Raw genomic sequence first — 19,441 nt, 5'->3', positions numbered from 1 at the left:
CAGACAGAAGCTCGAGAACCCCGAGGTGAAAGGCGTGTGGGGAAAACGCTTCCCCGAGTCGGGATCGCTCGGCAGGTGTGGGGGAGGGGTTCCATGGCTGTCGGCCATTGACACCTCTCCCGTCGCGGTGCAAACCTCGAAAAGATCCGATGAGTTGCGATCGGGACATCCGATGAGTCGCGATCGGTCACTGAGGCCACGGCCTCCCGCCGGCACAGGAGCATCCGTCATGCATGACGACAGGAGCCTGATCGAGACCAGGCTCGCGCAGGCGCTCGAGGACCGCATCCGGCCATGCGTCCATCCCCGGTCGGTGCCCTTGGAGGTGCAGGCATGGAGCGCCCCCGGCGAACCCGTACCGGTGGCCGAGGGCCTCGCCGCGCCGTACGAGCCGGTCGAGGTCGGCCGGACCTGGGGCCGTCCCTGGGCAACCGTCTGGTTCCGGATCCGGGGCACCGTGCCCGACGACTGGGCCGGGTCGGCCGTCGAGGCCGTGCTGGACCTCGGCTTCACCGGCGCGGGCCCCGGCTTCCAGGCCGAGGCGCTCGTCTACCGCCCGGACGCCACCGCGATCAAGTCACTCAATCCCCGCACCCGTTGGGTCAGCATCGCCGACAAGGCCGGAGGCGGCGAGGAGGTCCTGCTGTACCTGGAGGCCTCCTCCAACCCGGAGATCGACGGCCCGGTCAGCCTCATGGGCGACTGGGACACCTCCGGTGACGACCCCCTCTACCGGCTGCGCAGAATGGACCTGGCGGTCTTCGACGCCGAGGTGTGGGAGCTGGTCCAGGACTTCGAGGTGCTGCAGCAGCTGATGCTGGAGCTGTCGGTCGACGACCCCCGCCGCTGGGAGATCCTGCGCACCCTGGAACGCGCCGTGGACGTCCTGGACTTCCGCGGCGACGTGGGCGCCGCCGCACCCGAGGCCCGGGGTGTCCTCGCCGAGGCCCTGGCACGGCCCGCGCACGCCTCGGCCCACCGGATGAGCGCGATTGGCCACGCGCACATCGACTCGGCGTGGCTGTGGCCGTTGCGCGAGACGGTTCGCAAGGTCGCCCGCACGACGTCCAACGTCACCGACCTCATGGACCGTGACCCGGAGTTCGTCTTCGCGATGTCCCAGGCGCAGCAGCTCGCCTGGATCAAGGAGCAGCGGCCCGAGGTGTACGCCCGGGTCAAGGAGAAGGTGGCGAGGGGGCAGTTCGTGCCGGTCGGCGGGATGTGGGTGGAGGCGGACACCAACATGCCGGGCGGGGAGGCGATGGTCCGTCAGTTCACCCACGGCAAGCGGTTCTTCCTCCAGGAGTTCGGCATCGAGACCGACGAGGTCTGGCTCCCCGACTCCTTCGGCTACTCGGCCGCGCTGCCGCAGCTGGTACGGCTGTCGAACTCCACGTACTTCCTGACCCAGAAGATCTCCTGGAGCCAGTTCAACAAGTTCCCGCACCACACCTTCTGGTGGGAGGGCATCGACGGCACCCGCGTCTTCACCCACTTCCCGCCGGTCGACACCTACAACGCCTCCTTCACGGGCGCGGAGATGGCACACGCGGTACGCAACTTCCAGGACAAGGGCTCGGCCACCCGCTCCCTGGTGCCCTTCGGCTGGGGCGACGGCGGCGGCGGTCCCACCCGCGAGATGCTCGCCCGCGCGAGGCGCCTCGCCGATCTGGAAGGATCGCCACGCGTCGAGATCGAGCCGCCGTCGGCGTTCTTCGCCAAGGCCCGGGCCGACTACCCGAACGCCCCGGTCTGGCTGGGCGAGCTCTACCTGGAGCTGCACAGGGGCACGTACACCTCCGTCGCGACGACCAAACAGGGCAACCGGCGCAGCGAACACCTGCTGCGCGAGGCCGAGTTGTGGTCCGCCACGGCGGCCGTGCGCAGCGGGCTTCCCTACCCGTACGAGCGGCTGGACCGCCTGTGGAAGACGGTGCTGCTGCACCAGTTCCACGACATTCTGCCCGGGTCGGGCATCGCCTGGGTCAACCGGGAGGCCCGCGACACCTACCGGGAGGTCATGTCCGAGCTGGAGGACATCATCGGCGCGGCGCTGCGCGCGCTGGCCGGTGACGGCTCGGAGGGCGGCACCGTGGTCTTCAACGCCGCTCCCCACGAACGGGGTGGGGTGCCGGCGCTGGGCGCCGCGGCCGGCTCCGCGCGTCCGGGAGCGGCCCCGGTCACCGTCAGGCCCACCGATGACGGCTGGGTGCTGGACAACGGGCTGGTGCGCGTCGACGTCGACGGCCAGGGGTTGGTCAGCTCCGTGCGGGACAGCGGCACCGGGCGGAACGCGATCGCTCCCGGCGGTCACGGCAATCTGCTGCAGGTCCACCCCGACCTCCCCAACAACGGGGACGCCTGGGACGTCGACCACTACTACCGCCACACCGTCACCGATCTGACAGGGACGGACGAGGTGACGGTGGTCGAGGACGGGCCGGCCACCGCAAGCGTGAAGGTCGTCCGCCGCTTCGGCAACTCGACGGCGGAGCAGACGCTCCGGCTCGCCGCCGGCGCGCGGCGGTTGGACATCGCCACCACCGTCGACTGGCGCGAGACCCGGACCATCCTCAAGGCCGCGTTCGCGCTCGACGTCCACACCGACCACTCCACCTCGGAGACGCAGTTCGGGCATGTGCGGCGACCCGCGCACACCAATACCTCCTGGGACGCCGCCAAGTTCGAGATCTGCGCCCACCGGTGGATCCACGTGGGCGAACCCGGCTACGGCGTGGCCCTCGTCAACGACTCGACGTACGGGCACGACGTCACCCGGTCGCGGCGCGACGAGGCGGCCGGCGACGGCGGCACCACCACGACTGTCCGGCTGTCGCTTCTGCGCGCGCCGACCTTCCCCGATCCCCACCCCGACCAAGGCGTACACCGGCTCGGCTACGCGCTCGTGCCCGGAGCGGCGATCGGCGACGCCGTCCGCGAGGGCTACCGCATCAACCTGCCGGAGCGCGAGATACCCGGTGACACGCCGGTCGCTCCGCTTGTCGCGGTCGACCACGACGGCGTCGTCATCGAGGCGGTCAAGCTGGCCGACGACGGCTGCGGTGATGTCGTCGTCCGGCTGTACGAGGCGCACGGCGGGCGGGCACAGGCCCTGCTCACACCGGGATTCCCGACCGCCGGGGCCGTGGAGACGGATCTGCTGGAGCGGCCCTGGCGCGATGCCCGGCCCCGGCCCGCGCTGACCGCCGTCCGCGATGACGGCGCGGTGGAGCTGGACCTGAGGCCGTTCCAGATCGTCACCCTGCGCCTGGCCCGTGCGTAGCCCCCAAGGCTCCGCCACCCCCACACCGCCCCCGGAGCACGTCCGGCGACACGGCCCTGGAGGAAACCGAATGACCCGCTCTCCCGCCCTCCCGCTGCGCCTGTGGGACGCGCCCGATGTCAGCGGCTGGCAGCGGCTGCCCCTGCACGCCGTCTCCCGCCACGACCACGGCGACCGCATCGCCCTCGACGGCCGCTGGCGCTTCCAGCTCCTGCCGACCCCTCAGTCCGCGCTCGCGGACCGCTGGACGGAGCTGAGGGTCCCCGGATGCTGGACCGTGCAGGACTTCGACGACGTCCACGGGGTCGGCGACCTGCCGCAGTACACCAACTTCCGGATGCCCTGGCCTGAGCCGCCGCCCCATCTGCCGCCGGTCAACCCCACCGGGGTGCACGAGCGCGAGGTCGACATCCCGGCCGGCTGGGCGGGCCGCCGTATCGTGCTGCACGTGGGCGCCGCCGAGAGCGCACTGATCGCCGAGGTCAACGGGCAGCCCGTCGGCGGCGGGAAGGACGCGCACCTGGCGAGCGAGTTCGACATCACCGGTGCCGTGCGCGCCGGGCGGTCCAACACCGTACGGCTGACGGTGGTGAAGTGGTCCGACGCCACCTACGTCGAGGACCAGGACCACTGGTGGCACGGCGGCATCACCCGGTCCGTCTTCCTGTACGCGACCGACCCGCTGTACCTGATGGACCTGCGGGTGACGGCGGACCTCGCGGCGGCCGGCACCGGGCGGTTGCGGGTGGACGTCGAGGCGCGGCACACCGCCGGGTTCCTCCCCGAGGGCTGGTACGTCTCGGGGTCCCTGTCGGACCCTCAGGCCCCGGACCTGCCGCTCAGCCCGGAGCCCCTCGAAGACCACCGCGCCTCCGACTGGCAGGGCCGGGCCACGCTGACGGCCACCGTCCCGGGCGTACGGGTCTGGTCGGCCGAGACGCCCGAACTGTACGGCCTGACGGTCCGGCTGCACCGTCCCGACAGCACCGTCGTCGACGAGGCTCGCTGCCGCGTCGGCTTCCGCACGGTCGAGATCCGCGGCCGGGACCTGCTCATCAACGGCGAGCGGGTGTTCGTCCGGGGCGTCAACCGGCACGACTTCCACCCGCTCACCGGCCGCGTCCTGACCGAGGACGACCTGCGCGCGGACCTGACGACGATGAAACGCTTCGGCTTCAACGCCGTGCGTACCTCGCACTATCCCAACGATCCGGCGCTTCTCGACCTCGCCGACGAACTCGGCCTCTACGTCGTGGACGAGGCCGACATCGAGAGCCACGGCCACTACGACGAGATCGCCCACGACCCCGCCTACCTCGCCGCCTTCCTCGAACGGGTGGCGCGCATGGCGACCCGCGACGAGAACCACCCGAGCGTCGTCATCTGGTCCCTGGGCAACGAGAGCGGCTACGGCCCCGCCCACGACGCGGCCGCTGGCTGGCTGCGCCGGTACGACCCCACCCGCCCGCTGCAGTACGAGGGCGCGCTCGGCGACGGCTGGTCGAGGCCGGGGACCGCCACCGACATCGTCTGCCCGATGTACACGTCGATCGACCGGATCGTCGCGCACGCCACCTCCGGCGAACAGACCAAGCCACTGATCCTGTCCGAATACTCGCACGCCATGGGCAACAGCAACGGCTCCCTCGCGGACTACTGGACGGCCATCGAGTCCACACCCGGTCTGCAAGGAGGTTTCATCTGGGAGTTCTGGGACCACGGCATCCTTCAACGGCTCTCCGACTCACGCCCCGCCGGCCCGGACACGACCGACGGATACAGGGACGGCGTCACCGCGCCCGGCTACCGCTGGGCGTACGGCGGTGACTTCGGCGACAGCCCGCACGACGGTGCCTTCTGCGCGGACGGGCTCGTGCTTCCCGACCGCACACCCAAACCGGGGATGTACGAGCACCGGGAACTCGCCTCACCCATACGCCTGGAACTGCTCGACTCGGGCGAGGTGCTGGTCCACAACCGCCAGCACTTCCGCGATCTTGGGTGGCTGACCGGCCAGTGGCACCTGCAGACCGCCGATGCCGATGCTGACGCTGACGCCGACGCGGATGCCGATGCCGATGTCCACGACACCGCCGTCACCACTCCGGCCGAGCTCCCACAGATCGGCCCCGGAGACTCCGCCGCGATCCCGATCCCTCCTCACCTGCTCGCGCTTCTGCCCGAGGCGGGAGAGCTCTGGCTCACTCTGCGCGTCTCCACCGCCGCCGACCAGACATGGGCACCGCGCGGCACCGAACTGTGCGCACCGCAGGTCCGGTTGCGGGGAGAGGTTCGCGGGCTCCCGTCCCGCGCCGGAGCGGTGACAGGCACCGGGACGAGCGCCCCGCCGGTGCCTGCCGGGGCCCGCACCCCCCACCGGCCCGAGGTCGACGACCAGGGTTTCCTCATCCATCCCCTCCTCACCGCTCCGCCCACGCTCAGCCTGTGGCGCGCTCCCACCGACAACGACCGCCTCGGCGGAGCCGCCACTCTGTGGGCGGAGTGGGGCCTGACGAATCCAAAGCGGTCGCTGACGGACATCAAGCGCGACGGCGAGCGCCTCGTCGTACGCGCCGAGTACGCCACCGCGAAGGGCCCCGTCGTCCACGAGCAGACCTTCACCGCGCTGTCCGCGGACGCCCTCCTCGTGGAGGAGACCGCGGTGGTCCCCGACGGCCTCGACGACCTGCCCCGGGTCGGCACCGTCTACAGCGTCACGAGCGGGCTGGACCAGGTGGAGTGGTTCGGGCACGGCCCCGGCGAGTCGTACCCCGATCGTCGGGCCGGCTGTCCGGTCGGCCGCTACCGCTCTGCGGTGCGGGATCTGTTCACCCCGTACGTCCATCCGCAGGAGAGCGGTGGGCGGTACGGGGTGCGCTGGTTCGCGCTCACGGGTGACAGTGGCTCCGGTTCCGGGGTGACCGTTCACCTGGACATCCCCCGGCAGGTTGCCCTGACCCACTTCACGGTCGCGGACCTGGCCGCCGCGCGTCATCACGACGAACTCACCGCCCGCCCGTACGTCTCCGTCCACCTGGACGCCGCCCACCGAGGGGTGGGTACGGCGTCGTGCGGCCCCGACACGCTCCCTCCTTACCGGGTCGGAGCGGGCCGTTACCACTGGTCGTGGACGCTGGGAGGACGGGCCATCGCGAGGCGCGGGTGACACTGGGTTTTCGCCCCTGCCGCCCCTACCCGTCCCATCCCGACCTTGGGGGCTGCGCCGCGTGGGCGCGACGAGCCACAACCAACCCGCAGCCGAAACACAACCCGAACCCACACAGGGGGTCGAAGGTGCGCCGCCCCTGGGGATGCAAGGCGCGAGCGTTCTCATGATCCGGTCTTGATGAGGTCGAGTGCGTGATCGGGATGGGACCGGTAGTAGTCGACAGCGGCGGCCATGTTGTCCAGCCGATCGAGCGGGCCAAGGCGATGGCGAGGTTGGGGAAGCCGGCCGTCGCTGTGGGGGTGGTGCCCGTCGGCATGGAATCCAATCTGGACGCCTTCTGGCGTGACGTCCCTGTCCGCCATGGCAGACGATGTCAGTCGCGTCGGGCTGGACGCCGATCCCTTGCCACTTTGGCGAGGTAGGCCTTGACGGACAGGCGACACCCCGAACGGCGCCGTCACCGCCGATCACTGAGGGCCGCCGGCCGCACGTCATCCAGGGATGCGCGGTGGGGCGCTGGCGTGTCCGTCGTGTGCGAGTCTGGCGGTGGGGTGCAGGCCGGCGGGCACAGGGCTGGAGGTGAGGATGCGATGCGGCAGGTCTATCGCGAGGAGCTGAACGCGATCAGTGAGGGTCTGGTGGAGATGGCGAACCTGGTCGGCTCGCTCATCGGGCTGGCGACCACCGCCCTCCTGGACGCCGACCTCCAGCTCGCCGAAACCGTGATCTCCGCGGACCGGAGGGTCGATGAGCGGCAGCGGAATCTGGAGGGGAGGGCGATCGCGGTGCTGGCGCGGCAGCAGCCGGTCGCCACGGACCTGCGGATCGTGGTCACGTCGCTGCGGATGAGCGCGGACCTGGAACGCTCCGGGGATCTGGCCCAGCATGTGGCCAAGCTGGCCCGGATGCGTTACCCGCAACGGGCCGTTCCCCGCGATCTGCGCCGCACGGTCCTGGAGATGGGGCAGCTCGCGCAGCGTTTGATGGCGCAGGCCGCCGAAGTGATCATCACTGGGGACGTGAAGGCCGCCCTCCAGCTGGAGCAGGACGACGACCGCATGGACGAGCTGCATCGCGCGGTCTTCCAGCACCTGATGGACGAGCAGTGGCAGCACGGGGTGGAGACGGCCGTGGACGTCACACTGGTCGGCCGCTACTACGAGCGGTTCGCCGACCATGCGGTCTCAGTCGCCCAGCGGGTGGTCTATCTCGTCACGGGCGAACGCGCGGACGAACTGCCCCCCGACATCTGACCCAGGCGCGGCCTCAGGGTAGCTGTGCCGCCCGGCCGACGCGCGATCACTGTCGGGGAATCCTCGTCCTCTCGTCCTGCGCGCTGCGAACCCGGGCGAGCAGACCACCTCTCCCAGAACCAAGGCAACGTGAGCTGACACTGCCAGGTCTGCCGGGCCGGCACAGGGTGTGCCGGCCCGGCAACTGGGCCGTCCACAGCACCCGGCCACCCCGCCAGATGGAGTACGGATCGCGGACTTCGATGCCGCGTAGCCCCCACCGGGGGGCGGCTGTGGCCGCCGCCCGGCCACCCCTGTCGAAGCGGGCTCGTGCCGACTGCGTTCGGCGCCGGCCCGTCCGGACCTTACCCCTGCCCCTGACATGCTCGCGACGGGCGACTGGCGGATCACGGGGTCGGAGTTGCTGGCGCCCCCGGCGTCACTGATGGCCTCGATGTCCGATCACACTTCTTGAGACCGAAAAGGCGCTCATCGTCCGCGAAAGCCCCCGTGGCCTTCAGCGACTCCAGGGTCACTCAGTACTTGCTTCCGGCGACTTTGAGGAAGTCCTGGTCTCGGCAGCTCACATAGAACTCCGCATCCGGCTTGGTGAACGCCTTTGGCCGGTCCCGCTTCGGGCTCTCGCAGACCACGCGCAGTTGTGGATCGAGGGGACCCGTCGTGCGTGAAGCGGTACACCGGGCGGCTGAAGACGGCGTACGAGCGGTTCCTTCCTCTCGGGCCGTTCATGAGGTGGCTAGAGCCAGTGGCGCAGGAGCAGGGCTGGGGTGTGACGCGTGAGCCAGGCGCTGGCTATGCCGATGGCGGCGCCGGCTGCGACGTCGCTGGGGTAGTGGGCACCGGACTGCACCCGTTCGAGGGCCACCAAGGCTGCCGGCACTGCGCACACGGCGCCGGCGGCCGGCCAGCTGGGCGCGACTGCGGCGGTGAAGGCAGCCGCGGCCGCGGTGTGCCCCGACGGAAACGAGGACGAGGCGGGCCGGTCGGCTACCTCGTCGTGGAGGATCCACTCCTTGGGCGGCCGGGGGCGGTCGGCGAGCTGCTTGCACAGACCGTTCGAGGCCAGCTGCGCGACCACCAGGGCTCCCAGCCCGGCGGCCGCCGCTACTCGGCCCCGTCGCCCGCCCCGCCACGCCATTACGGCGGCGGCACCGCACCACAGTTTCGTACTCTCCGCACACTCCTCGACCGCCGACAACACCCCGGCCACTCCCGGCGGGATGCGGGACGCCGCCCGCTGCGTCACAAGCCGGTCGGTCTCATGCAGCCCCGTCATCACCCTCATGAACTGCGGTTATCCCAAGCACGCGGCAGTAATCAAGGCACTTGTGTGCCGGTCAGGGATCGTCCGGCCGACGCAGGTCTTGCTGGTCCCATTTCCGGGTGTCGCGGGGCTGGGTGTAGGGCTCCTGGCGGAGTGGCATGCCGCCGGCGATCGCCCGTTGCCGTACGATCTCCGCGTCGAATTCTAGGCCGAGCAGGATCGCCAGGTTGCTGATCCACAGCCAGATGAGGAAGACGATGCCGCCCGCCATGGTGCCGTACGTCTTGTTGTACGAGGCGAAGTTCGCGACGTAGAACGCGAAGCCGGCGGAGGCGAGCAGCCAGATGAGCTGGGCGAGGAAGCTGCCCGGGGTGATCCACCTAAACCCCTTCACCCGTGCGTTCGGGGTGGCCCAGTACAGCAGGGCGATCATGACCGTGACGAGGACCGCCAGCACGGGCCATTTCGCGATCGACCACACCGTCAGGGCGGTGTCGCCGACTCCCAGCGCGGTGCCGGCCTTGCGGGCCAGAGCGCCGGTGAAGACCACGGTGACGGCGCTGATGAGGGCGAGTACCAGCAGGACTTCACATCGCACGACCGGCTACACCACTCGGCGGGACACCATCTGAGCTCGGCAGGACGCAAGTGCGACGGGGCGCCGACCCACGCCTTGGTCACGCTGGGGTGGGCGGTGGCGATGCGGCCCAGCAGCACAGCCCGGCATCTGGGGCACTGCGCCCGGCGATCGACAGGGTGTACCCGCTCGCGGACATCGCCGCGGCGCACCGGGCGTTCGAGCGCGGCGTCGTCGTGGGCAAACACGGGGTGGCGGTGCCGCGCAGCTCCGTCTGGTGGAGTCCGGTCAGCGGGGTGTGGAGCGCAGGGCGATGCCGTGGACCTGGGCGTCGGCGGTCACGATCCGGGTCGCCAGCTGTGACAGCCGCTTCCTGTCGGCTTCGGGCAGTGGCTCGGCAAACCTCTGGATCTGTTCGGCGAACTGAGCGGCGACCTGGTCGACGAGCTGACGGCCGGCGTCGGTGATCGTCACCTGGTACGAGCGGCGGTCGACGGCGCTGACGGTGCGGGTGACCAGTCCCCTGCGCTGCGCACGGTCGACCAGGCCCGTGATCGAGGACTTGTCGAGGCCGAGGTGGCGGCCGAGCTGGTTCATGGTCGGCTCCCGGTCCCGGAGTATCCCTAGCAGCCGCGTCTGGGTGATCGACAGGTCGTACTGTCCCGCGATCTCGGCCAGGCCGTTCTGCACCAGGAACGAGAGTTGGGCCAAGGCGTCGACCAGTCCGAAGTCCTCGTCTGCGGGCGATGGCGCGGGCGGCATGTCGTGGGATGCGGTCATGCCCCAATGCTACTTGCAAAGGTACGCGGCACCTACTAATTTAATTGGTGTCACGTACCAAAAACTTTGTGTCACGTACCAAGTCGGAAGAGAGTGCTCGTGGACATTCACGCCGCCGTCGTCAGCTCATTCGACAGCCCGCCTCGCTACCAGCGCTTCGACCTGCCCGCCCCGACCGACGAAGACCATGCGCTGGTCGATGTCCTCGCGGTGGGCCTGCACCCCAGGGTGCGTACCGGCGCATCGGGCAGCCACTACACGAGCACCGGCAAGCTGCCGATGGTGCCCGGCATCGACGGGGTCGGCCGGCGCGAGGACGGCAGGCTGGTGTACTTCGTCGCCGATGACGACCTCGTGGGCCCGATGGCCACCCGGACCGTCATCGACAGCCGCCGCAGCATCCCACTGCCCCACGGCACGGATGTGGTGAAGATCGCCGCGGCGATGAACCCGGCCATGTCGTCCTGGGTTGCGCTGCGCCGCCGTGTCCCGATCGAGGCCGGGCAGTCGGTGCTGATCCTCGGCGCGACCGGCAACGCCGGCCAGATGGCCGTCCAGGTCGCCAAGCGCCTCGGCGCGGGCCGGGTCGTCGGCGCCGGCCGTGACCAGGCCCGCCTGGCGACCCTGCCCGGGCTCGGCGCCGATGCGACCGTCGCGCTCACCGGCAACGCCGACGCCACCGCCGCGGCTCTGGCCAAGGAGGCCGCCGAGGTCGACCTGGTCATCGACTACCTCTGGGGCAAGCCCGCCAGTGAGGCGATCATGGCGGTCCTGCGGGCCCGCTCCGACCGCGGCCGTGCCCTGGACTGGATCCAGATCGGCGCCATGGCCGGCCCGACCATCGAACTGCCGTCGGTCGCGCTGCGCTCGGCGAACTTCCGCCTCCAGGGCAACGGCCAGGGTGCCGTTTCGACCCGGACCTACCTGGAGGAACTGCCGTCCCTCGTCGACGTAATCGAGGCCGGAGGCGTCAAGGTCACCGCCAAGTCGGTACCCCTCGCCGACGTCGAAACCGCGTGGTCCCCATCCGAGGTACCGGGCGTGCGCACCGTCCTGGTGCCCTGACCCCGGCGGGACCCTCGTGCAGCCCGTACTGGACTTATCGAAGGAGCACGGGCGCGGCAGGGCTGACCCTCCATCGGCCTCACCCGCCGGAACATCGCCTTCCTGCTGATCGACAAGGCGCCGCAGCCATTTCTTTCCCCCGGCAAGGGCATCCAGCCCCGCAGTGAGGAGGTCTTCGGGGAACTCGGTGTGATCGACCGGATCGTCGCCGCGGCGGTGAATACCCCATGCAGCAGCGCATCTACCGCCGACGTGCCCATCGACGAAGTCGGCGTGGGGATGTCGGAGCCGACGCCGGAGGAGCCGTACCAGATACCGCTGCTCGTCCCGCAGTTCCTCACCGAACGCCGGCTGCGTGAACGCCTCGCCGAACTCGGTCATGCCCCGCACTACAGCCACGACCAACGCGGAGATCGGCAAGGGCTACAGGTACGCGAAGAACCAGGTCGTCCCGAGGAGGGGCCAGAGAGGGGGACCGGCCCCGTCCCACCAGCCCCAACTGCCTTGCTGGCCCAGGGCCTTACGGCTCATTCGTTCCTGGCTCACCCCGGCCGTCACCCTCAACCGATGGTGGGAGTCTGGTTCGCCATCGCCCGCGACCCTGCCGCCCGGCTCCGCGACATCGCCGCCCTCTGTCGCATCACCGAACGCACCGCGCAGAGCATCGTGACCGACCTCGAACAGGCTGGCTGCCTGCGCCGCGAACGGGAGGGACGGCGCACGCGCTACATCCTCTGCCTAGACGGCACCCTGCGCCATCCAGCAGAGGTACACGTGCCGGTACGACACCTGCTGGACGTCTTCACCTCGCATGACGACCGCCCCTGACAGGCCCTTTCCAAGATCCCCGACCTGTCCCACCGCTGGCGAAGCCTGTCGGTGGATTCACCGTTCACCGGTCGTCGCCGCGCTCAGGGTGGCTGCCGCGTCGACGTACGTCTTGGTGATGTCGGTGATGAAGTCGCGGCTGCTGTCGGGGCTGAGGGCCTGCAGGTGGTCGTGGAGCACGCTGCAGTGTCGCACGTCGGATGGCTTTTCCAGATAGAGGTCGCTGGTGAACCGCTCCAGATACACCACCGGCACCGATGCGGAGCTGTCGGCGAACCGCAGGATGGTGAACGCTCCTGACAGGCCCGGATGGGCGCCCGCCGTGTAGGAGAGGACCTGCACCGTGATGTCGGCTCGGCGCCGAGCGCGTTCAGATGCTCCAACTGCTCGCGCATGACGTCCGGGCTGCCGACCACACGGCGCAGTGCCGATTCGTCCAGGACCACCCACAGGCGCAGCGGCCGGGCCGGGTCGTAGATCCGGTGCTGACGGTGCAGCCGCACCTTCAGGCGTGTGCCGGCCTCTTCGGTGGTGAGCAGGGGGATCATTTCCCCGATGACCGCGCAGGCGTAGGCCGGGGTCTGCAGCATAGCCGGGATCACCATCGATTCGTAGGTGCGGAGGCAGACGGCGTCCGTCTCCAGGGCGACGTAGACGCTCTGGGGGATCTCGCCATAGGCCTGCCACCAGCCCGGCTGCCCCGATTCCTTGGCCATCTGCAACAAAGACTCGATGACCTGCGGGTCCGTCACCCCGTAGACCGCGCACAAATCGCGCACATCGCGGGGACTGATGCTGCGGCGGCCGTTCTCCAGGTGACTGATCTTGGGCCGGGAGACCATCAACCGCTCCGCCACCTCGCTGCTCCTCAGCCCACTGGCCAGGCGCAGCCGGCGCAGCTCGACGCCCGGACGGCGTCTCCTGACAGTGGGGTTGCAGTTCGCCGCAATGAGCGGTGTACCTCCGGCTCCACAACATCGTTTGGTCCGCAGATTGCCATGGAGCACAGGTTGTTGATCGCGTGCCGCGCGTCGCCGCGAGGCAGCCAAAACGGACTGTGACTGTGTAATTTGCCCCATGGCAGACCCCACCAGGCGTGATCGCCAACCGCGGCTTTCAAGATCCCCGACAGCGTCAGGCACTTAATGCGAGGGCCCTTCGCCGTCCCGCAACGACGGGGAACAGTACTCGAACCTGCACGACATAGGGGATTCAACGGCTGGCGGCGGCGGAAACTCCGGCTGAAGGCCGCTCTACTCGGGCGCTCCAGGGGTGGGCAGACCAGCAAGGTCCATCTGGCCGCCGACCGTAAATGCCGCCCGCCGGCATTCGTGCTGACCGCGGGCGGGTCATCTCCGCTCGCGCGGAGCGGGCGGCTCCGTTTCGATCTCGCGCGTACGCCGGTACGGGCCACCTCCGCTCGGGCGGAGATGGCCCCAACACGGGCCGCACCGTGTCACGAGGCGCTGGTGCCTACCGTCGGCCTGATAGGCCGGACGAGCTCCGGCGTCCGGGCGCCCCCGCGCGAAGTCCGTCCATGACGATGTCCAGCAGGCGTGTCGCCTGCGGCTGCCAGTCATCGTGCGGGGCGAGCTGCCACAGGCCGGCGATGGCCAGCATGAAGTCGTCGGCTGTGACGCCGGGACGGATCGCGCCGGCCTCCTCGCAGGCGTGGAGCAGGAGGCCTGCAGCCTCGGTCACTGGGGTGTGGCCCGGTTTCGCCGCCTTCCCGGGCGAGGTGCTCAGGGCCTGGCGAATCGCCTCCGCCAGGCCGGCCTTGGTCATCGCGAACCGGGCGAGGTGGTCCATCCATGCCCGCAGCGCGCGGTCGGGTTCCATGGTCTCCAGCAGCACGGACGCGGTGTCGGCGATCTGCTGTACTCCGTGGCGGTAGAGCTCGAGGACGAGCGTCTCGCGGTTGGGGAAGTTCCGGTAGAACGTGCCCTGGCCGACGCCCGCCTTCTTGGCGATCGCGCTCAGCGGGGTGTCGGCGGCCCGGGAAAGCTCGGTGAGGGCCACTTCCAGAATGCGTTCGCGGTTGCGTTGCGCGTCCGAGCGCAGATGCGGGTCGTTCCTCTGCCGCACTCGTCCTCCTCGCCGACTTGTGTCCGAAAGCGGTCCTTGAGAACCGGACAGTTGTCCAATACGTTCGACCGATAGCGGACAACTGTCCGCTTGAGCTCACTCTAGCGTCGGACTGACGCTCCGACGTGTCCAGGACACGTGAAAGAAGGCTGAACATGGCTCCAGCCCCCTCGTCAACGTCCAGCGACATCACCCTGAACATCAACGGCGAGAAGCACAGTCTCCCCGTCGACCACCGCACCACCCTGCTCGACGCCCTGCGCGAGCGCCTCGACCTGACCGGTACCAAGAAGGGCTGCGACCAGGGGCAGTGCGGCGCCTGCACGGTACTGCTCGACGGACGCCGGGCGGTGTCATGTCTGCAACTCGCCGTGGCCGCCGAAGGACGCGAGATCACCACCATCGAGGGCCTGGCCGAGGGCGACCGACTGCACCCGGTCCAGCAGGCGTTCCTCGACCTGGACGGCTACCAGTGCGGCTACTGCACCCCCGGTCAGATCTGCTCGGCGATCGCGGTGATCGAGGAACACGCGGCCGGCTGGCCCAGTGCCGTCACCCACGACGTCCGCCCCGAGGCTGGACCACCACCCCTGAGCGCCGAGGAGATCCGGGAACGGATGAGCGGGAACCTGTGCCGCTGCGGCGCCTACGTGTCGATCGTCCAGGCCGTGGCCCAGGCGGCGGAAGCGAAAACCGAGGAGGCGGCAGCGTGAGGGAGTTCGCCTATGACCGGGCCCTCGACGTCTCCGGGGCCCTGGCCCTGCTGGACGCCGACCCCGACGCCCGCTTCCTCGGCGGCGGCACCAACCTCGTCGACCTGATGAAGACCGGCGTCGAGCGGCCCACCCGCCTGGTCGACGTCCGTGAACTGCCCCTGGACGGCATAGAGGTGACGGCGGACAGCGGCCTGCGCATCGGCGCGACCATCACCAACAACAACCTCGCCGCCCACCCCGAGATCCGCCGCCGCTATCCAGCGTTGGCACAGGCGGTACTGGCCGGCGCCTCCGGCCAGCTGCGCAACATGGCCACGGTCGGAGGCAACCTGCTCCAGCGCACCCGCTGCGGCTACTTCGCCGACGTGACCAAGCCCTGCAACAAGCGTGCGCCCGGAAGCGGTTGCCCCGCGATCGAGGGCGAGCACCACAACCACGCCATCCTGGGTGCCTCCGAGCACTGCGTGGCCATCCACCCCTCGGACATGGGCGTTGCGCTGACCGCCTTCGACGCGGTCGTGTCGTACGAAACCGCCGACGGGCCCGGCGCATTGCCCCTCGCCGACTTCTACCTGCCGGTCGGTGAGACCCCGCACCGCGAGACCGCGCTGCCGCCGGGCGCGCTGATCACCGGCGTCACCCTGCCGCCCGCTCCGGTGGCCGCCCGATCTCGCTACCGCAAGGTGCGCGAGCGTGCCTCGTACGCCTTCGCCATCGGCTCCGTCGCCGCCGCGCTCGACGTCCGGGACGGCGTCGTACGCGACGTACGCCTCGCCTTCGGGGCGGTCGCATCCCGGCCGTGGCGGGCGACGACGGCCGAACGCGTCCTCCACGGAGCGCCTGCCGACGCCGAGACCTTCGCCGCCGCCGCGGACGCCGAACTCGCCGCGGCGAAACCGCTGCCGCACAACGCATACAAGGTGACCCTCATGCGCAACCTCGTCGTGGCCGTGCTGACCGAACTGACCGAGGAGGCCGCCCGATGACCACCACCCCCACGGCACGCAAGAACGCCGTCGGCACTGCGCACACGCGCGTGGAGGGCCGCGACAAGGTCACCGGAGCCGCCCGCTACGCCGGTGAGATCCCGTTCGCCGACCTTGCGTACGGCTGGCTGGTGGTGTCCACGGTCACCCGCGGCCGAATCCGTTCCATCGACACCGCCGACGTCCTCGCCATGCCCGGTGTGGTAGCCATCCTGCACCACGGCAACGCCCCGCGGGTCGAGACGGGGTACGTCGGTGTGCTGGGCGTTCCGGACCCGACCGCGGCCGTTTTCCAGCACGACAGGGTGCCGCACGCCGGCTGGCCGGTGGCGCTGGTCGTCGCCGACACCTCCGAACGGGCCCGGGAGGCCGCCGAAGCGCTGGTCGTGCACTACGAACAGGAGCCGCACGACGTCGACTTCACCAGCGAGCACCCCGACGCGTACCCGCTCGACAGCCATGGACCGGCGGTGATCGAGAAGGGCGACCTGGAGGCCGAACTCGCCGCTTCCGCGGTGGTCGTGGACGCCGAGTACACCACCCCGGAAGAGCACCACAACATGATGGAGCCGCACGCGGCGACCGCCCGCTGGGACGGCGGCCGTCTCGAAGTCGTCGACTCCAACCAGGGCACCTTCTGGGTCGCGAGCGAACTCGCGCAGATGTTCTCGCTCGACCCGTCCGCTGTCCGGGTGCGCTCCGAACACGTCGGCGGCGGCTTCGGCAGCAAGGGCATCCGCGCACACCAGGTGGCCGCCGTCATGGCCGCGACCGCACTGCACCGCCCGGTCCGCGTGGTCATGACCCGCCGTCAGATGTTTTCCCTCACCGGCTACCGCAGCCCCACCCGGCAGCGCCTGCGGCTCGGCGCCGATGCCGACGGCCGGCTGCGCGCGCTGGAGCACCGTTCCCTCAGCGCCACCTCCACCGTGCACGAGTTCATCGAATCGGCCGCCGGCCCCGCCCGGACCATGTACGGCGCCGACGCCCACCACACCGCCAACCGGCTCGTCCGGCTCGACGTGCCGACCCCGACGTACATGCGCGCGCCGGGCGAGGCACCGGGATCGTTCGCACTGGAGTCGGCGATCGACGAACTCGCCGAGAAGTGCGGTCTCGACCCGATCGAACTGCGCGCCCTCAACGACCCCGCGGCGGGCCCGGTGTCCGGGCTGCCGTTCAGCGGCCGCAACCTGATCGCCTGTTTCAGGGAAGGCGCCCGCAGGTTCGGCTGGGCCGACCGTGACCCTCGCCCCGGCCTGCGCCGCGAGGGACGCTGGCTGCTCGGCACCGGCACAGCGGCCGCATCCTTCCCGGCGGGTGCCGGCCCGTCCACCGCGGCCGTAACGGCGGAGGCGGACGGCACCTTCACCGTGGAGGTCAACGCCGCCGACATCGGCACCGGCGCCCGGACCGCACTCACCCTGATCGCCGCCGACGCCCTTCAGATCGCGACGGAACATGTCCAGGTGCGCATCGGCGACAGCGACCTCGGCCCCGCGTTCATCGCCGGCGGCTCCATGGGCACCCGCTCCTGGGCGTGGGCGGTCATGGCCGCCGCACAGGAGCTGCGGGAGAGGCTCGCCCTCGGCGCCGACATCCCGCCGGAGGGGGTCACCGTACGGTCCGACACCACGGAGGCCCTCGGCGCCCTCGCCAGGACGGAACGACACTCCTTCGGCGCCCAGTTCGCCGAGGTCGCCATCGACCCCGCCACCGGCGAGGTCCAGGTGCGCCGCATGCTCGGCATCTTCGCGGCCGGCCGGATCGTCAACCCGCTCACCGCCCGCAACCAGTTCGTTGGCGGCATGACCTGGGGCATCTCCATGGCCCTGCACGAGGAGGCGGTCCGCGACCGTGCCCTGGGCAGCCACTACGGCGCCGACCTCGCCGGCTACCACGTCGCCTCCCACGCCGACGTTCCGGCCATCGAGGCGGACTGGATCGACGACCCGGACCCCGACGACCCGGTCGGCATCAAGGGCATCGGCGAGATCGGCATCGTGGGCGCCGCCGCGGCCGTCGCCAACGCGGTCTGGCACGCGACCGGCGTACGCCACCGGGACCTGCCGATCCGCCCCGACCGCGTCCTGATGGCAGGCGTCCATGCTTGATCTCGCCGGGGACCTGCACCGCTGGATGGAGGAGGGCCGCGCGTTCGCCGTCGCCACCGTCGTGGCCGTCGGCGGCAGCGCCCCGCGCGGCCCCGGCGCCGCTCTCGCCGTCGACAGCGAGGGCACGGCCATCGGCTCCGTCTCGGGCGGCTGCGTGGAGGGAGCGGTGTACGACCTCTGCGTCCAGGCGCTGCAGCACGGCAAGACGGTCGTCGAACGGTTCGGATATAGTGACGAGGACGCCTTCGCGGTCGGTCTGACCTGCGGCGGGATCATCGACATCATGGTCACCCCGGTCGGCACGGACGCGCCTGGGAGGCCGGTGCTCCGGTCGGCCCTGTCGGCTGCCGTCCGGGACGAGCCGGCAGCCCTCGCCCGCGTCGTACGCGGCCCCGCCGATCTCCTCGGCACGGCCCTGCTGGTGCGGCCGAGCGAAGCGGTAGGGGAGCCATCCCGGCCCTCCCGGGCCAGCTCGTACGAAGGCGGACTCGGCGGGCACACGGAACTGGACCGTGCGGCGGCAGGTGAAGCCCGCGCCATGCTGGACGCCGGCCGCACCGGCACGGTCGAGCTGTCGGCGGACGGCTCGCGCTGCCCCGGTGGACTGACCTTGCTCGTCGAGTCGAGTGTGCCTCCGCCCCGCCTGATCGTCTTCGGGGCGATCGACTTCGCCGCGGCACTTGTACGGGTCGGCAAGTTCCTCGGCTACCACGTCACCGTATGCGACGCCCGCCCCGTCTTCGCCACCACGAACCGCTTCCCCGAGGCCGACGATGTCGTCGTCGACTGGCCGCACCGCTACCTGCGCGACACCGCGACCGACGCGCGCACGGTGCTGTGCGTGCTCACCCACGACGCCAAGTTCGACGTGCCCCTGCTGGCAGCGGCCCTGCGGAGGCCGGCCGCGTTCGTTGGCGCGCTGGGCTCACGCCGTACGCACGCCGACCGGGAAAGACGGCTGCGGGAAGCGGGCCTGACCGACGGGGAGTTGGCCCGGCTGAGATCGCCGATCGGCCTCGATCTCGGTGCCCGCACACCGGAGGAGACGGCCCTATCCATCGCGGCGGAGATCATCGCCACCCAACGGGGCGGAACAGGCGCGCCCCTGACCGGGTCAGGCAGACCGATCCACCACGAGGAGGAGACGCACGACGCGGGGACGAGCTCCGGCCCCTGGACGCAGAGCACCGTGCCGATGCGAACGTCCATGCCGAGCTTGCGGTAGTGGCCGGGGCCATGCGCCGCGACGTACGTGTGGACCGTAGGGTCCGAGCCGCCCCGACGGCGCACGGCCGACGCGCGGTCCTGACGTCGCCGTCTC

13 protein-coding genes and 4 pseudogenes are annotated in these 19,441 nt (G+C 70.5%); 11 read left to right on the top strand and 6 right to left on the bottom strand.

Features of this window, described 5'->3' with window-relative positions:
- Window positions 1–229 precede the first annotated feature (229 nt).
- Both ABZZ74_RS37720 and ABZZ74_RS37715 read left to right on the top strand, forming a co-directional pair.
- Window positions 230–3,283: a glycoside hydrolase family 38 C-terminal domain-containing protein gene (locus tag ABZZ74_RS37720; protein ID WP_356772848.1), complete on the top strand. Its 3,054-nt coding sequence runs from the start codon at window positions 230–232 to the stop codon at window positions 3,281–3,283.
- A gap of 70 nt (window positions 3,284–3,353) precedes the next feature.
- Window positions 3,354–6,449 (top strand): glycoside hydrolase family 2 TIM barrel-domain containing protein, encoded by a 3,096-nt coding sequence (locus tag ABZZ74_RS37715; RefSeq protein WP_356772846.1) that lies wholly within the window; start codon window positions 3,354–3,356, stop codon window positions 6,447–6,449.
- A 164-nt stretch (window positions 6,450–6,613) separates the two neighbouring features.
- Here ABZZ74_RS37715 and ABZZ74_RS37710 read toward each other — a convergent pair whose 3' ends face one another.
- Entirely contained in the window at window positions 6,614–6,814 is a 201-nt protein-coding gene (locus ABZZ74_RS37710; RefSeq protein ID WP_356772844.1) for a hypothetical protein, read from the bottom strand.
- A 228-nt stretch (window positions 6,815–7,042) separates the two neighbouring features.
- Between ABZZ74_RS37710 and phoU the strand changes: the two genes are divergently transcribed.
- Window positions 7,043–7,705: a phosphate signaling complex protein PhoU gene (gene phoU / locus ABZZ74_RS37705; protein ID WP_356772842.1), complete on the top strand. Its 663-nt coding sequence runs from the start codon at window positions 7,043–7,045 to the stop codon at window positions 7,703–7,705.
- Between the two features lie 736 nt (window positions 7,706–8,441).
- On the opposite strand, the gene ABZZ74_RS37700 is transcribed toward phoU, so the two are convergent.
- Together ABZZ74_RS37700 and ABZZ74_RS37695 are read right to left on the bottom strand one after the other, a co-directional pair.
- On the bottom strand, window positions 8,442–8,990 hold the full coding sequence (locus ABZZ74_RS37700; protein ID WP_356772840.1) for a phosphatase PAP2 family protein: 549 nt from the start codon (window positions 8,988–8,990) through the stop codon (window positions 8,442–8,444).
- Between the two features lie 52 nt (window positions 8,991–9,042).
- Window positions 9,043–9,555 (bottom strand): annotated as a pseudogene (locus tag ABZZ74_RS37695) (YihY/virulence factor BrkB family protein); the annotation flags it as partial.
- Window positions 9,556–9,695: 140 nt separating this feature from the next.
- Between ABZZ74_RS37695 and ABZZ74_RS37690 the strand changes: the two are divergent.
- Window positions 9,696–9,806: pseudogene (locus ABZZ74_RS37690) on the top strand (zinc-binding dehydrogenase); the annotation flags it as partial.
- Between the two features lie 28 nt (window positions 9,807–9,834).
- Here the strand turns inward: ABZZ74_RS37690 and ABZZ74_RS37685 are convergent.
- A complete protein-coding gene (locus ABZZ74_RS37685; RefSeq protein WP_356772838.1) occupies window positions 9,835–10,326 on the bottom strand; it encodes a MarR family transcriptional regulator in 492 nt (163 codons plus the stop codon).
- 99 nt (window positions 10,327–10,425) lie between these two features.
- Here ABZZ74_RS37685 and ABZZ74_RS37680 point away from each other — a divergent pair, with 99 nt between their 5' ends.
- The gene (locus tag ABZZ74_RS37680) at window positions 10,426–11,391 is read left to right on the top strand and encodes a zinc-binding alcohol dehydrogenase family protein (protein ID WP_356772836.1); all 966 of its coding nucleotides are present in this window, start codon (window positions 10,426–10,428) and stop codon (window positions 11,389–11,391) included.
- A gap of 189 nt (window positions 11,392–11,580) precedes the next feature.
- Window positions 11,581–12,219, top strand: coding sequence for a hypothetical protein (locus ABZZ74_RS37675; protein ID WP_356772834.1), 639 nt, complete (start codon window positions 11,581–11,583; stop codon window positions 12,217–12,219).
- Between the two features lie 57 nt (window positions 12,220–12,276).
- On the opposite strand, the pseudogene ABZZ74_RS37670 reads toward ABZZ74_RS37675, so the two are convergent.
- Window positions 12,277–13,169, bottom strand: a pseudogene (locus ABZZ74_RS37670) (helix-turn-helix transcriptional regulator).
- Window positions 13,170–13,442: 273 nt separating this feature from the next.
- Here ABZZ74_RS37670 and ABZZ74_RS37665 point away from each other — a divergent pair.
- Window positions 13,443–13,565: pseudogene (locus tag ABZZ74_RS37665) on the top strand (IS5/IS1182 family transposase); the annotation flags it as partial.
- Window positions 13,566–13,692: 127 nt separating this feature from the next.
- On the opposite strand, the gene ABZZ74_RS37660 reads toward ABZZ74_RS37665, so the two are convergent.
- Window positions 13,693–14,304, bottom strand: a complete 612-nt coding sequence (locus tag ABZZ74_RS37660; RefSeq protein WP_356772832.1) for a TetR/AcrR family transcriptional regulator — start codon at window positions 14,302–14,304, stop codon at window positions 13,693–13,695.
- Between the two features lie 155 nt (window positions 14,305–14,459).
- Here ABZZ74_RS37660 and ABZZ74_RS37655 point away from each other — a divergent pair, with 155 nt between their 5' ends.
- Genes ABZZ74_RS37655 through ABZZ74_RS37640 form a run of 4 tightly spaced genes read left to right on the top strand, consistent with a single transcriptional unit; the run spans window position 14,460 to window position 19,345 of the window.
- The gene (locus ABZZ74_RS37655; RefSeq protein ID WP_356772830.1) at window positions 14,460–15,017 is read left to right on the top strand and encodes a 2Fe-2S iron-sulfur cluster-binding protein; all 558 of its coding nucleotides are present in this window, start codon (window positions 14,460–14,462) and stop codon (window positions 15,015–15,017) included.
- On the top strand, window positions 15,014–16,006 hold the full coding sequence (locus tag ABZZ74_RS37650; RefSeq protein ID WP_356772828.1) for a xanthine dehydrogenase family protein subunit M: 993 nt from the start codon (window positions 15,014–15,016) through the stop codon (window positions 16,004–16,006). Before ABZZ74_RS37655 ends, ABZZ74_RS37650 begins: the two co-directional genes overlap by 4 nt.
- Window positions 16,003–18,120 carry a xanthine dehydrogenase family protein molybdopterin-binding subunit gene (locus ABZZ74_RS37645; RefSeq protein WP_356772826.1) on the top strand — a complete coding sequence of 706 codons (2,118 nt, stop codon included), beginning with the start codon at window positions 16,003–16,005 and terminating at the stop codon, window positions 18,118–18,120. Before ABZZ74_RS37650 ends, ABZZ74_RS37645 begins: the two co-directional genes overlap by 4 nt.
- Entirely contained in the window at window positions 18,113–19,345 is a 1,233-nt protein-coding gene (locus ABZZ74_RS37640) for an XdhC family protein (protein ID WP_356772824.1), read from the top strand. The genes ABZZ74_RS37645 and ABZZ74_RS37640 overlap by 8 nt, the downstream gene beginning before the upstream one ends.
- The last annotated feature ends 96 nt before the right edge of the window (window positions 19,346–19,441 follow it).

Origin of the sequence: Streptomyces sp. NPDC006476 (genome assembly GCF_040612015.1) — a bacterium.
GTDB lineage: Bacteria > Actinomycetota > Actinomycetes > Streptomycetales > Streptomycetaceae > Streptomyces > Streptomyces griseorubiginosus_B.
The sequence above is the reverse complement of the archived record's forward strand: the minus strand, read 5'-3'. Positions and strand labels throughout refer to the sequence as shown.